Raw genomic sequence first — 13,636 nt, 5'->3', positions numbered from 1 at the left:
TCGCGGCCCAGCGGGGATAAATCCCCTCGCCACAAAAGCGGACGCTATCGCTCCAGCGATCACGGCGCCAACGGCAGAAACCGGCTCTGGGCCAGCGACTTGCTGATCTGCCCTCGATGTACATTCACCACCGCATAGGGGCTGGTGGCCTTGGCCAGCAGTGAGTGGTAGTGCTCCTTGCGTTGCTCCTTGGTCTTGAGGTGCGCAACGCTGAAGTTGTCCTTCGGTGTGTCGGCCGCTTCGTAATGAAAATGCGCGTACCAGATCGGGAAGCCGTCTCGGTCGTTGATGGCGTATTCCTGGAGGAAGTCCTTGCGGGCGCCTTGCAGGGCCGTGCGGTCGCCGAGCCGGGCCACCTGTATCAGGTTTTTCTCGAACAGGAACCGCAGGTTGCCGTCGGTGGGTGGCAGTTTCAGGCTCAGTTCGATACGCAGGTCGCTGCCCTTGGTGGTCAGTTGGTGGGCGGCGTCTGACAATTGTCGGCTCAGTTCCTCGTTGGCCGGGGTGCGCGAGGCGGGCGATGCACTGAACGCCCGGTCGAGTTCTTCGCCGAGCGTGCGGAAGTGACTTGCCTCATTGTTCAGGATTTCCTCTATTTCCTGAGGATGCCGACAGTGTGTCTTGTAGCTTTCGGCGCGGCTCATGCGCTTGTCCAATTCGTCGAGCAGTTCTCGTGCCTGGGTTCGGATGGCCTTGAACGATCGGGTCTGGGGCGCCGGGGTCGGGCGGCGTACATCGACCACATCCCAGACATCCTCGTGGCGCGAATAGGTGGCAAGTATTTGGTTGCTGCCCTTGGAGTGCATTTCGACAACTTCGATGGGTTGGCTCGTGCCGGCGGGTTTCAGGTCGCCGATCAAGACGCCATTGTGGCGGGTTCTGATCAACTTTTTCTGCGGCAGCCCGGCGCCGGTCCTGGGGCGCTTCGGTATACGCTTGCGCGGTTTTGGCTCGGGTTTGATTTCAGCGGCGAGTTTGTTGGAGACCTCCTGGTAAAGACCCTCGACCAGTTTGAGCAACCTGTCGAAATAGGATTCGTTGATGTCGTCCAGGTAAAGGGCCTTTGTCCCCTTCAACGTATCCAGGGTCTTGCCGTAGTGCTCGGTCAGGCTTTCCAGCACTTCGATTCTGTCTGACGGGGAGACGTCGTAGGTTTGCAGGTCATCGTGGGAACGGATGTGTTCCATCAGTGGTATGAGAATGCGCAGCAGGCGGTCGGGCAGGGCGGATTGGCGGTTTTTCACCGACAACATGGGGAGCGTGGTGAGTTGCCGGATTTTACTGCCAAAGGCGTTACTCTCATTGGCGGGACGGTTGCGGGTCAGCCGTTCGAACGCCCGTGCGCCCGAGGCGTCGAGGTTCAATAGCCGCTCGAGGTAGTCGTCCTTGAGTTCCAGCCAATGGATCGCCTGGTCATTGATGTTGCTCTTGGTGTCGAGGTATTTCATATAAGACTCGACGTCACGGATGACCATTTCCCTGATGTCGGTAGACTCTCTAAACTGAGGATGTGCTCGCTGGAGGGCCAGGAGCTCCTGTTCAGTGATCACGAACGCCTTGCGGGCATTGTTGATCACGTTTTCCATGAGCACATGCATGGAGCCGGACGGGAAACCGATGCCCAGGCTGGCGCGTTCGGCCGCGCTGTTCGCCAGCGTCAGGTACGCCTCGGTCTGTTCCTTGAGCAGGTCGTAGAAAATCTTGCGTTTCGCCGCCCGCTGGGCTTCGGTGTAGTTGCCACCTTCCTCGGTCCGGGTCATGACTTGCTGAGCCACGTCCAGGGCTTTTTGCCGATCGGCATCTTGCGCTTCCAACCGGTTGGATTCATCAGTCAACTGCTTGGCCCGCTCCAGGTTGACACGGCGCTGGGCGTCCACCCGCTTGGGGGGTGAACCGCCGAGCAGACGCAGGCGCAAATCCAGGTGCCAATGGCCCTGGTCATCGACTCGTAACGGCGGACCGTTCTTGTCGGCGTCGAGCGGAGCGAGGGGGTCGACGATGGTTGCACTGCCATCGTATTCAGGCGTGACCCGATAGAAGGCCCCTTCGACCTGGGCATGCCATTTGTTGTCGATCACGTACAGGCCCTTGAACGGGCCGTTTTCAATGGGGTCGGGCAAGGTCTTGGGGGAGGGCACCTGCAATTGTTGCAATCGCGCCTGTTGTTGCGGCGTCGGCTGGCCACTGGCCCTGGCGAAATTGAAATCCAGGCGCCGGCTGTTGGCCTCGGCGGGGGCGTCAGGTTCGGCCACGGTGCCCTCCACGAGGGTGGGCGCCGCCGGTTCGGGCCATTGCTCGGCGACGGCGCGCGGCGCGGGCGGGCGCATGGCCTCCTGTTGCACCGACTCGGGCAGCGCGGCACGCGGCACCGGCCCACGGCCGGCAGGCAACTGGCTTACCAGCAGGGCTAGGTTGACGAGCAGGTCGACCGCGGCAAACTCGCGGGCCACCGGGTCGGCGCTGATCAGCGCCGGCATGTCCTGCTGGGCGCTGGCCATCAGGTTCCAGAGCCAGACGGTGGTCATGGCCGGGCCGCGCAGCAAAGGGAACAGCAAGGTGTTGAACAACAGGCCGCCGCCTTCGAGCAACACCGCCCAGCGACTTTCGCGATTGGACACCGAATCCCGGTCGGCCTGGGTCACCAGGGCCTGGGCGTTGCAGCCGTAGAGGTACTGCATCAGCTCGCCCTTGTGCAGCGATTGCAGCAGTTCGCCGTGGGCGTCGTCGAGGGCGAGCGTGGCGGGAGCAGGCTTGTCCGGGACACTGAATTCGTCACCGTTGAAGAACCGCATGATGTGAGGCTCCAGGAACCCACCGTTGGCGTAGATCGGGCGTGCGGCGTCGGGCAGCCAGGTCAGGATGCTGTCCTGCAGGTCCCCGGAGGTGGCAATGGCCTGCATCAGCGCCTCGCGGGTCGGGAATTGCTGCAGCGAGGGCGCGTAGAGCGGCCGATACAACAGGTGCGGACCGTTGGCGATGTCCTGAGCCTCGATGATGAACATGTTGGCCACGCTGTCGGGCCGGGCCTTGGGTTGGCGCAACACCCGCAACTGGCGAATGACCACCGGGCGACCGTCGACCCGCTGGCTCGCCGCGTCGGGTTGGAGCACGGCTTCCAGCAGGCGCAGGCCCTGGACGGTCATGCCGTTCTCCCCGGCCAGTTTCTGTTTCAAGGCTTCAAGCATCAGTTGCGCCGGGAGCTGTTCGGCGAAGATCCGTTGCCGCGCCTGCGCCCGGGGAACGTCGTCGACCAAATGCTCGCGCAGATAGCGAGGATAGGTCGCGCCAATGTCGACCTGTTCGATCAGTGGGTTGATAAAGGCCGGCGTCAGCCAGGTCGGCAGCGCCTGGCCCAGGCGATGGCTGAGGGTGAAGGTGCCGCTGGGACGACCGACCAGGTTGTGGATGGCCAGTTCGGTCAGGCTCATCTGCCGCTTTTCGCTGAGGCCGATGGTGCCGGGATAACCCGCCGAAACGCTGAACGTCAGCACCACGTCGTCGGGTTGGAGTGGGCTCGCTGGCAGCGGGTTCGGACTGCGGTCGTTGGCCTTTCCCAGGTGTTCGAGCAAGGCGTTGGTGGTAAAGGCCTTGATGTCGTCGATGCCGCTGAGAAAGGTCTGGCCCTGGTGGCGTCGCTTGGCGCTGGCCAGCGCCAGGCTGTAGTGCTGGAGTGTCGTCTGGTCGACGATGGCGGCGTCTTTCAGCCAGGTGGGCAGCAGAGGGCCAAGGCGATCCTTCATGTCGGGTGACAGCCGCGGGGCGTCCAGCAGCGAGCGGGCCGGGTCGCTCAGGTCGCTGTAGAGATGCGTGAGCGCCTGGGTGTCGATCCCGGCGGGCAACTGCACCGCTTGCAGGTCGGCCAGTTGCTGCTCCAGCAGCATGGCCGCCTGGTGCTCGAAGACGTTGCCACTGATCTCTTGGCGTTGGCAGGTGATGGTGTCGACGGTGTATTGGCTGGCAATGCGTTTGCCCCAGTGGTGCTCGAAGGCCTCCAGGGAGGCAAAGGACAACACTGCGCTGCTGGGGCTGCACAAGAGCCATTCGCGCATGCCCTGATGGACGCGGGTCAGGAGGATCTCGCTGGCGACCAGTGTCGTCTGGTTGCCACCCTGGGTGAGCTGGGTTTCCAGGTGGTAGGCATACACCGGCGCTTGTCGATTGAGGCACAAACGTTGCTCGTGGTCCGGCCACCGGACGATCTGGTCGAGGGTCTCGCGCGCCACCTCCGTGAGCCCGGGTTGTTGCAGGCCACGAAGGCTCAGGGTGTTGCGCAGCACATCGCTGAGCCAGCACCAGCGGCTGGTGTGGCGGCTCGCGTTGGCTTGGTCGTCGCCGCTGATGTCAGCGCTCCAGTAACCGACCAGCGCATCTTCCAGGTCGATCGGTACGCTCCAGGGCAGTTCAAGGATCGCTCGCCGGATGACCTGCATGTCCAGGCGTCGATCGCCTGACCAGAGGCGCCGTGGCGGGGCGTCGGAAAGAAAGCAGTCAAGTGCTCCCTTCGAGGTGAAGTCCGGGAGTGTGCCGCTGGCCAGGTAATCGAGGACCGCGCCCATCAAGGGTTGGAAGTGCCAGCCGCGAGTGGTGACGTCCGGCGTCGCCAGTTGGGCCTTTAAGAGGTCGATGTCCAGCCACGGATCGGCTTTCTTGAGGGCCTGTTCGAGCAGACGCCGGGCGACCTGTTCGAGGGTCGGGCGACTGGCGAATTGCAGGCTGACACATTGGGCCAGCGCAGGGATCGAATCAGCGGTGGAAGGAGTGCTCATGAGAAGTCCTTTTCACGAAACATGGCCGTCGGGATGACGGCGAGAAAAGTATCGACTTCCATGGCATGGGCAGGCGGTACATAAGTACCGCCTGTTGAGAATAATGTCGGTTAGCCAAGCGTTGCGCTTTCTGACCTGATCAAGTGGGATCGGCTCCCAGCACAACGTTCAATGCGCTGCGGGCGTCGTCCAATTGCACCAGCGTGGCGTGGCGGGCGCCGAGGGCGTCGCGGTTCTCGATAGCGGTGAGGATCGCCCTGTGCCGCGGCATGGCCAGCTCGTGGAGGTTGGGCCGCTGGTTGGAATGCTTGAGCGCTTCGGCGATGGCCACCGACAACATGTTGCACAAGTTGGCGAGCAGGTCGTTGTGGGTGGCGTCGGCGATGCGGCTGTGGAAGTCCAGGTCCGGTTGCAGCAGGGCTTCGGGCGTCGGGGCGGCGTCCATGCGTTCATAGGCTTCGCGGATGGCGGCGATGTCGGCGTCGGTAGCGAACTGTGCAGCCAGGGCGGCGGCAGCGGGTTCGATGATGCTGCGCACGCTGGTCAGCAGGCCGAAGAACTCGTTCTGCGGGCTGCTTTGCATCAACCAGTGCAACACGTCCGGGTCGAGCATGTGCCATTCGCGCCGGGCCTTGACCACCGTGCCCACCCGCGGGCGTGAATACACCAGGCCCTTGGCGACCAGCACCCGGGTGGCCTCGCGCAGCACCGGACGGCTCACGGCGTATTCCTCGCACAGCAAGGCTTCGGCCGGCAGTTTGTCGTCTGGCTTGAAGCGCCCGGAAACGATCTGCATGCCCAGTTCCTGGACGATGCGCGCGTGCATGCTTTTGCGGTCGGAAGGTTTGCGGTAATCCATGGACGCGAAGCGATCCTGTGCGGGAGGGGTGCTGCGCATGATAGCAGGCGCGGCGTAGGCGGGTCGCTAGTGCGAACTTGAATCCACTGAGGATTAGAACTGTGGGAGCGGGCTTGCTCGCGAAGGCGGCGTGTCAGTCGATATTGATGTTGACGGTGCCGCGGTCTTCGCGAGCAAGCCCGCTCCCACAAGGATTTCTGGCGGACGGGATTTCCGGACCGCCTCAAAATCACTGTGGGAGTAGTCAATGTTGGATCAATGAGAGTGCCGTGGCACTTCCGCCCCGCGGCAGCCGACCAGGAAGTCGAAGTCGCAGCCTTGGTCCGCTTGCAGCACATGGTCGATGTACAACTGGCGATAGCCACCCACCAGCAATTGTTGGGGCGGGGCGAGATCGGCCAGGCGGGCGGCGAGTTCGGCGTCGGGAATGTCCAGGTGCAGGCGACCGCTGGCGCAATCCAGTTCGATGAAATCACCTTCCTTCACCGCCGCCAGCGGGCCACCGGCGGCCGCTTCCGGCGCCACGTGCAACACCACGGTGCCGTAGGCGGTGCCACTCATGCGGGCATCGGAAATGCGCACCATGTCGGTAACGCCCTGGGCCAGCAGCTTGGCCGGCAAGCCCATGTTGCCCACCTCGGCCATGCCCGGATAACCCTTGGGCCCGCAGTTCTTCATCACCAGGATCGAGCTGGCGTCCACGTCCAGTTCCGGGTCGTTGATCCGCGCTTTGTATTCGTCGAAGTTTTCGAACACCACCGCCCGGCCGCGGTGTTGCATCAGCTCAGGCGTGGCGGCGGAAGGCTTGAGCACCGCCCCCAGTGGCGCCAGGTTGCCGCGTAGCACGCAGATGCCGCCGTCGGCGCGGATCGGGTTGTCCAGGGTGCGGATGACTTCGTCCTGGCCATAGATCGGCGCGTCCTTGGTGTTTTCGCCGAGGCTCTTGCCGTTGACCGTCAGGGCGTCGGGGTGGGGGATCAGGTTGGCTTCGCCGAGGCGGCGCAGCACGGCGGGCAGGCCGCCGGCGTAGTAGAACTCTTCCATCAGGAAGCGACCGGATGGCTGCAGGTCGACGATAGTCGGCATGCCGCGACCGATGCGGGTCCAGTCGTCCAGCTCCAGTTGCACGCCGATGCGCCCAGCGATGGCCTTGAGGTGGATCACCGCGTTGGTGGAACCGCCGATGGCCGCGTTGACGCGGATGGCGTTTTCAAAGGCTTCCTTGGTCAGGATCTTCGACAGCCGCAGATCTTCGCGGACCATCTCCACGGCGCGCATGCCGGACATGTGGGCCAGCACGTAGCGGCGTGCGTCCACCGCCGGAATCGCGGCGTTGTGCGGCAGCGAGGTGCCGAGGGCTTCGGCCATGCAGGCCATGGTCGAAGCCGTGCCCATGGTGTTGCAGGTGCCGGCCGAGCGGGACATGCCGCCCTCGGCCGCGAGGAAGTCGTCAAGGGTGATGGTGCCGGCCTTGACCTGTTCGCTCAACTGCCAGACCACGGTGCCCGAACCGATGTCCTGGCCCTTGTGCTTGCCGTTGAGCATCGGTCCGCCGGTGACGACGATGGCGGGTACATCGCAACTGGCGGCGCCCATCAGCAGGGCGGGGGTGGTCTTGTCGCAACCGGTGAGCAGCACCACGCCGTCAATCGGGTTGCCGCGGATCGCCTCTTCCACGTCCATGCTCGCCAGGTTGCGGGTCAGCATGGCGGTGGGGCGCAGGTTCGATTCGCCGTTGGAGAACACCGGGAATTCCACCGGGAAGCCCCCGGCCTCGATCACGCCGCGTTTGACATGCTCGGCAATCTGCCGGAAGTGCGCGTTGCACGGTGTCAGCTCCGACCAGGTGTTGCAGATGCCGATGATCGGCTTGCCATGGAACTGATGGTCGGCGATGCCCTGATTTTTCATCCAGCTGCGGTACATGAAGCCGTTTTTGTCGGCGGTGCCAAACCATTGGGCCGAGCGCAGGGAGGGTTTCTTATCAGACATGATCGATTCTCTTATTGTATGACTATATTGTTCGAACTGAAGCGTAACATAAGCGCAATTTGCGCCGTTTGGAAGTGTTGTTGGGTAAATAGTATTACTATATAGTCCGGTTCAACGGAGGGATTGTCCTGGCGGTCGTGCGCGAGAGAAATCCCCCGAGTTCTATAACAACAACAATTGGAGAACGGTCCCATGAGCCAGGAACTGCGGCTTATTCGTCGCATCACGCTGAAACTGATTCCCTTCCTGATCCTGCTGTACCTGATCGCCTACGTGGACCGCTCCGCCGTAGGTTTTGCCAAGCTGCACATGGGCGCCGACCTGGGCATCGGCGACGCCGCCTACGGCCTGGGCGCGGGGCTGTTTTTCATCGGCTACTTCCTGCTGGAAATCCCGAGCAACCTGATGCTCGAACGCTTCGGCGCGCGCCGCTGGTTCGCCCGGATCATGATTACCTGGGGCGCCATCACCATTGGCATGGCGTTCGTGCAGGGGCCCAACAGCTTCTATGTGATGCGCTTCCTGCTCGGGGCCGCCGAAGCTGGCTTCTTCCCCGGCGTGCTGTACTACATCACCCAGTGGTTCCCGGTGCGCCATCGCGGCAAGATCCTGGGCCTGTTCATTCTTTCCCAACCCATTGCCATGATGATCACCGGCCCCGTGTCCGGCGGCTTGCTGGGCATGGACGGGGTCCTGGGCCTGCATGGCTGGCAGTGGTTGTTCATCGTCATCGGTCTGCCGGCGGTGCTGTTGACCTGGCCGGTGCTGCGCTACCTGCCCGACGGCCCGCAACAGGTCAAGTGGATGGACCAGGCGGAGAAGGACTGGCTGACCGGCGAGCTGAAGAAGGATTTGCAGGCATACGGCCAGACCCGTCACGGCAACCCGCTGCACGCCCTGAAGGACAAGCGGGTCTTGCTGCTGGCGCTGTTCTACCTGCCGGTGACCCTGAGCATCTACGGCTTGGGTCTGTGGCTGCCAACGCTGATCAAGCAGTTCGGTGGCAGTGACCTGGTGACCGGTTTCGTGTCGTCGGTGCCGTACATCTTCGGCATCCTCGGCTTGCTGATCATCCCGCGCAGCTCCGACCGCCTGAATGATCGCTACGGTCACCTGGCGGTGCTCTATGTCCTGGGTGCCATGGGCCTGTTCCTCAGTGCCTGGCTGTCGGTTCCGGTGTTGCAACTGGCGGCGTTGTGCTTGGTGGCGTTCGCGCTGTTTTCCTGCACGGCGGTGTTCTGGACATTGCCGGGGCGCTTCTTCGCCGGCGCCAGTGCGGCGGCGGGCATTGCGTTGATCAACTCGGTGGGCAACCTGGGCGGCTACATCGGGCCGTTCGTGATCGGTGCGCTGAAGGAGTACACCGGCAGCCTGGCGTCGGGGTTGTATTTCCTGTCGTGCGTGATGGTGTTCGGCCTGGTGCTGACCGGCGTGGTCTATCGCCTGCTGGAACGCAAGCACGTGCTGCCGGCGGACCAGTTCGCGGCCAGTGCCCGGGGGCGACGCGTACATAAGTCTGAGATTCACCACTGATCATCCTGTGGGAGCGGGCTTGCTCGCGAAAGCGGTGGATCAGCTTGCATCAATACTGGATGTACCGCCGCCTTCGCGGGCAAGCCCGCTCCCACAGGATGATCAGGCGTACTCAAAGTTTTTGTTTACAGGAGAAAACCATGCGTTTAGTTCAGTTCGAATTGCCCAACGGCGAGCGCCGCGTCGGTGTGGTCGACGGCGACCAGGTGCGCGAAGTGCACAGTGCGACGAGCGTGCGCGAGCTGGCGCTGGCGGCCATCAAGGCGGGCGTGAAGCTTGAGCAACAGGTCAATGGCCTGGGCCTGGGGGCCGGTCACGACTACGCGCGGTTGCTCGCCGAGCTGCGCATCCTGCCGCCACTGGATCACCCGGACCCGGCGCACCTGCTGGTCAGCGGCACCGGGCTGACCCACCTGGGCAGCGCGTCGGCGCGGGACAAGATGCACCAGCAGGCCGGTGACGAAGCGGCCATGACCGACACCATGCGCATCTTCAAGTGGGGCGTGGAGGGCGGTAAGCCCGCCTCGGGACAGGCGGGCGTGCAACCGGAATGGTTCTACAAGGGCGACGGTAGCATCGTGGTCCGCCCGGGCCAGCCGTTCCCCTTGCCACCGTTCGCCGAGGATGCCGGCGAGGAGCCGGAAATCAGCGGCCTGTATGTCATCGGTTTCGACGGCAAGCCTTACCGGGTGGGCTTCGCGGTGGGCAACGAATTCTCCGACCACGTGATGGAACGCAAGAATTACCTGTACCTGGCCCATTCGAAATTGCGCAGTTGCAGTTTTGGTCCGGAACTTCGCCTTGGTGAATTGCCTCAACATCTGTCCGGGAGCAGTCGTATCCTGCGCAATGGCGAAGTGCTGTGGCAGAACGAGTTCCTCAGTGGCGAGGCGAACATGTGCCATAGCCTCGAAAACCTGGAGTTCCACCATTTCAAGTACAGTCAGTTCCTGCGTCCGGGGGACGTCCACGTTCATTTCTTCGGCACCGCGACCCTGTCGTTCGCCGATGGCATCCGCACCCAGCCGGGGGACGTGTTCGAGATCAGCCAGGCCGAATTCGGCGCGCCGCTGGTCAATGGCATCGCCCCGGTGGACGCGGTGTTCACCCCAGGCACTATCGGCACACTCTAAAAGGAGACTTGCATGAACCAGATCCTTGGCCACAACTACATCGGTGGCGCGCGCAGCGCGGCCGGCCAGACGCGTTTGCAGAGTTTCGATGCCAGCAGCGGCGAAGCCTTGCCGGGTGAGTTCGTCCAGGCCACGGCCGAAGAAGTCGATGCCGCCGCCAAGGCCGCGGCCGCTGCGTATCCGGCATACCGCAGCCTGAGCGCCGCGCGCCGCGCGGAATTTCTCGACGCCATCGCCGATGAGCTGGACGCCCTGGGCGATGAGTTCGTGGCCGTGGTCTGCCGTGAAACCGCCTTGCCCGCGGCCCGCATCCAGGGCGAACGCGGTCGCACCAGCGGCCAGATGCGCCTGTTCGCCAAGGTCCTGCGCCGGGGCGATTTCTATGGTGCGCGGATCGACCGCGCGTTGCCGGAGCGCACGCCGCTGCCGCGTCCGGACCTGCGTCAGTACCGCATCGGCCTCGGCCCGGTGGCGGTGTTCGGCGCGAGCAATTTCCCCCTGGCGTTTTCCACTGCCGGTGGCGACACCGCCGCTGCCCTGGCCGCCGGTTGCCCGGTGGTGTTCAAGGCCCACAGCGGGCACATGGCAACGGCCGAATGGGTGGCTGACGCGATCATCCGCGCGGCGGAAAAAACCGCCATGCCGGCGGGTGTGTTCAACATGATCTACGGCGGTGGCGTCGGTGAGTGGCTGGTCAAGCACCCGGCCATCCAGGCAGTGGGCTTCACCGGTTCTCTCAAGGGCGGACGCGCGCTGTGCGACATGGCGGCGGCGCGGCCCCAGCCGATCCCGGTGTTTGCCGAAATGTCGAGCATCAACCCGGTGATCGTCCTGCCCCAGGCCTTGGCAACCCGCGCCGACAGCGTGGCCCGTGACCTCACGGCCTCGGTGGTGATGGGCTGCGGTCAGTTCTGTACCAACCCGGGCCTGGTAATCGGCATCCGTTCAGAGCAATTCACCGCGTTCACCCAGCAAGTGGCGGCGCTGATCGGTGACCAGGCGCCGCAAACCATGCTCAACGCCGGGACCCTGCAAAGCTATGGCAAAGGCTTGCAGAAGTTGCTCGCCCACCCAGGCATCGAGCACTTGGCCGGGCGCGCGCAGCAGGGCAACCAGGCCCAGCCGCAGTTGTTCAAGGCCGACGCCAGCCTGCTGATCAACGGTGACGAGGCGTTGCAGGAAGAAGTGTTCGGCCCGACGACCGTGTTCGTTGAAGTGGCCGATCAGGCACAACTCACCGCAGCGCTCAATGGCCTGCACGGCCAACTGACCGCGACGATCATTGGCGAGCCGACGGACTTCGAACAGTTCGGCGAATTGACCCCATTGCTGGAGCAGAAGGTCGGGCGCATCTTGCTCAACGGTTATCCGACCGGGGTGGAAGTGTGCGATTCGATGGTCCACGGCGGGCCGTATCCGGCGACGTCCGATGCACGCGGCACTTCGGTGGGCACGCTGGCGATCGATCGTTTCCTGCGGCCGGTGTGCTTCCAGAATTACCCCGACAGCCTGCTGCCGGAACCGTTGAAGAACGCCAACCCGCTGGGCATCCTGCGGTTGGTGGACGGGGTGCCGGGGCGCGAGGCGCTCTGAGGATCGCGGTGGGGCCGTGGCATTGATGTTGAATGGGCCGGCCTCTTCGCGGGCAAGCCCGCTCCCACAGGGGATCTTTTTGAATACAGCGTTTGTGTTCGCTGGAAATCCAACTGTGGGAGCGGGCTTGCCCGCGAAGAGGCCGACCCAGCCAACGTCGCTTCTGAAGTGATGGCCACGGCCCACTCGCCCATTGGGCTATCATGTCCACTTCCCCAATGAATGACTGATGCCCATGACTGCCGTAACTGACACTCTGCTCGATGCCCTTCACAAATGCGACATGCTGATCATCGACGGGCTGCATGCATTCGATTTCTCCCTCGACGAGCAGGACCAGTTGCACGTCGAGTGCATGAACGGCCGTACCCTCGAACATTGGCGCTTTACCCCGGCGCAGATGCAGGCCGCGACCTTCGACCCGGCCCGCAAGCACTGGATCATCACCAGCGATTCGGGTGACCACCACTTGGAATGCGTGGAAGCGACCAGCGGCCACGACGATGAGGACGACGAACATGAAGATGCGTAGTCTCTGGCCACTGTTGATGGCTGGCAGCGTGGGAGCCATGGGTGTGCAGGCCGCAACCGATGAGCATTACCCGCTGTTGGTGGGTTCCTACACCGCCGGCCAGAGCCAAGGCATCTATCGCCTGCAATTCGACAGCCGCACCGGTCAGCTCGATCCCAAGCCCTTGCAAGTGGTCAAGACCGACAACCCTTCCTGGCTGACCCTGTCGCCGGATATGACCCGGCTGTTCGCGGTCAACGAAAACGGACCGGGACAGAAAGACCCGGTGGGCAAGGTGAGTAGCTACGCCATCGATCCCAAGAGCCATGAGCTGAGCCTGATCAACCAGGTGCAATCCTTGGGCAATGAGCCGACCCATTCCAGCCTCAGCGGCGATGGCCGGCATCTGCTGGTGAGCAACTATTCGGTCGTGGAGGATCCGGGCGGCACCCTGGCGGTGCTGCCGGTCGGCGCCGATGGCAAGCTGGCGCCGGTGGTGCAGTTGAGCAGCCATCAGCCGAGTCGAGTCAACCCCGAGCGGCAGATGTCGGCCCACGTTCACTCGGCGGTGTCGTCACCTGACGGCAAGTATGTGTTCGCCAACGACCTGGGGGCGGACAAGGTGTTCATCTACCGCTACGACCCCAAGGCCAATCCTGAGTTGCCACTGACGCCAGCGGATCCGGCGTTTGTGCAGTTGCCACCCGGCAGCGGGCCACGGCACCTGTTGTTCAGCGGTGATGGCAAGCACGCCTGGCTGACCATGGAGATGACCGCGCAAGTGGCGGTGTTCGACTATCAGGACGGGCGCCTGGCCCAGCGACAACTGGTGGACCTGGCGGCCGGCAAGCCCCAGGCAGGTAAAGCAGCGGCGGGGCTGCATGCGTCCAGGGACGGCAAGTTCCTTTACGTCAGCAATCGCGGCACCACCAACGAGGTGCTGGTGTTCGCCATCGACCCGGCGGCGGGGACGCTCAAGGAGCTGCAACGCCGTTCCGTGGAAGGCGATCACCCTCGCGAGTTCAGCCTCGACCCGAGCGAGAAGTTCTTGCTGGTGGCCAACCAGAAGAGCAACCAGATAGTCGTGATCGAGCGTGATCCCAAGACCGGCCTGCTGGGTAAAACCGTGCAGAAACTGGCGATGGATGCCCCCAGCGACCTGAAGTTCATCTTGCGGCAATAGACCGCAGGCCCCGATTTTCGGGGCCTGCGTGGTTGTATCAACGGGACTGATATTCGCTAGTAGCGC

At 63.4% G+C, this 13,636-nt stretch carries 8 protein-coding genes; 5 read left to right on the top strand and 3 right to left on the bottom strand.

Annotation, left to right across the window (positions count from 1 at the left end):
- Window positions 1-59 precede the first annotated feature (59 nt).
- From KI241_RS14740 to KI241_RS14730, 3 genes are all read right to left on the bottom strand, one after another.
- Window positions 60-4,766: a DUF6543 domain-containing protein gene (locus KI241_RS14740; protein ID WP_212802649.1), complete on the bottom strand. Its 4,707-nt coding sequence runs from the start codon at window positions 4,764-4,766 to the stop codon at window positions 60-62.
- Window positions 4,767-4,905: 139 nt separating this feature from the next.
- Window positions 4,906-5,625 (bottom strand): FadR/GntR family transcriptional regulator, encoded by a 720-nt coding sequence (locus KI241_RS14735; RefSeq protein WP_047738797.1) that lies wholly within the window; start codon window positions 5,623-5,625, stop codon window positions 4,906-4,908.
- A 255-nt stretch (window positions 5,626-5,880) separates the two neighbouring features.
- A complete protein-coding gene (locus tag KI241_RS14730; RefSeq protein WP_042732819.1) occupies window positions 5,881-7,617 on the bottom strand; it encodes an IlvD/Edd family dehydratase in 1,737 nt (578 codons plus the stop codon).
- A gap of 192 nt (window positions 7,618-7,809) precedes the next feature.
- Here KI241_RS14730 and KI241_RS14725 point away from each other — a divergent pair, with 192 nt between their 5' ends.
- The 5 genes from KI241_RS14725 to KI241_RS14705 all read left to right on the top strand — a co-directional run bounded on the left by KI241_RS14725 (window position 7,810) and on the right by KI241_RS14705 (window position 13,570).
- On the top strand, window positions 7,810-9,150 hold the full coding sequence (locus KI241_RS14725) for an MFS transporter (RefSeq protein WP_212802648.1): 1,341 nt from the start codon (window positions 7,810-7,812) through the stop codon (window positions 9,148-9,150).
- A 140-nt stretch (window positions 9,151-9,290) separates the two neighbouring features.
- Entirely contained in the window at window positions 9,291-10,283 is a 993-nt protein-coding gene (gene araD1 / locus KI241_RS14720; protein WP_047738796.1) for an AraD1 family protein, read from the top strand.
- A 12-nt stretch (window positions 10,284-10,295) separates the two neighbouring features.
- Complete coding sequence (locus tag KI241_RS14715; protein WP_212802647.1) at window positions 10,296-11,876, top strand: aldehyde dehydrogenase (NADP(+)); 1,581 nt, start codon at window positions 10,296-10,298, stop codon at window positions 11,874-11,876.
- A gap of 235 nt (window positions 11,877-12,111) precedes the next feature.
- On the top strand, window positions 12,112-12,408 hold the full coding sequence (locus tag KI241_RS14710) for a DUF5629 family protein (protein ID WP_042732542.1): 297 nt from the start codon (window positions 12,112-12,114) through the stop codon (window positions 12,406-12,408).
- Window positions 12,395-13,570: a lactonase family protein gene (locus tag KI241_RS14705; RefSeq protein ID WP_042732539.1), complete on the top strand. Its 1,176-nt coding sequence runs from the start codon at window positions 12,395-12,397 to the stop codon at window positions 13,568-13,570. The genes KI241_RS14710 and KI241_RS14705 overlap by 14 nt, the downstream gene beginning before the upstream one ends.
- Window positions 13,571-13,636 lie beyond the last annotated feature (66 nt).

This window comes from Pseudomonas sp. Cab53, assembly GCF_018325965.1.
GTDB classification, from domain to species: domain Bacteria; phylum Pseudomonadota; class Gammaproteobacteria; order Pseudomonadales; family Pseudomonadaceae; genus Aquipseudomonas; species Aquipseudomonas chlororaphis_E.
Note: the sequence above shows the minus strand (reverse complement) of the source record. Positions and strands in the feature narration are given on the sequence as shown.

Coding starts and splice junctions, on each gene's coding strand:
- KI241_RS14705 (WP_042732539.1), top strand. CDS start 12,395: ATGAAGATGCGTAGTCTCTGGCCACTGTTGATGGCTGGCAGCGTGGGA.
- araD1 (WP_047738796.1), top strand. CDS start 9,291: ATGCGTTTAGTTCAGTTCGAATTGCCCAACGGCGAGCGCCGCGTCGGT.
- KI241_RS14710 (WP_042732542.1), top strand. CDS start 12,112: ATGACTGCCGTAACTGACACTCTGCTCGATGCCCTTCACAAATGCGAC.
- KI241_RS14740 (WP_212802649.1), bottom strand. CDS start 4,766: ATGAGCACTCCTTCCACCGCTGATTCGATCCCTGCGCTGGCCCAATGT.
- KI241_RS14735 (WP_047738797.1), bottom strand. CDS start 5,625: ATGGATTACCGCAAACCTTCCGACCGCAAAAGCATGCACGCGCGCATC.
- KI241_RS14730 (WP_042732819.1), bottom strand. CDS start 7,617: ATGTCTGATAAGAAACCCTCCCTGCGCTCGGCCCAATGGTTTGGCACC.
- KI241_RS14715 (WP_212802647.1), top strand. CDS start 10,296: ATGAACCAGATCCTTGGCCACAACTACATCGGTGGCGCGCGCAGCGCG.
- KI241_RS14725 (WP_212802648.1), top strand. CDS start 7,810: ATGAGCCAGGAACTGCGGCTTATTCGTCGCATCACGCTGAAACTGATT.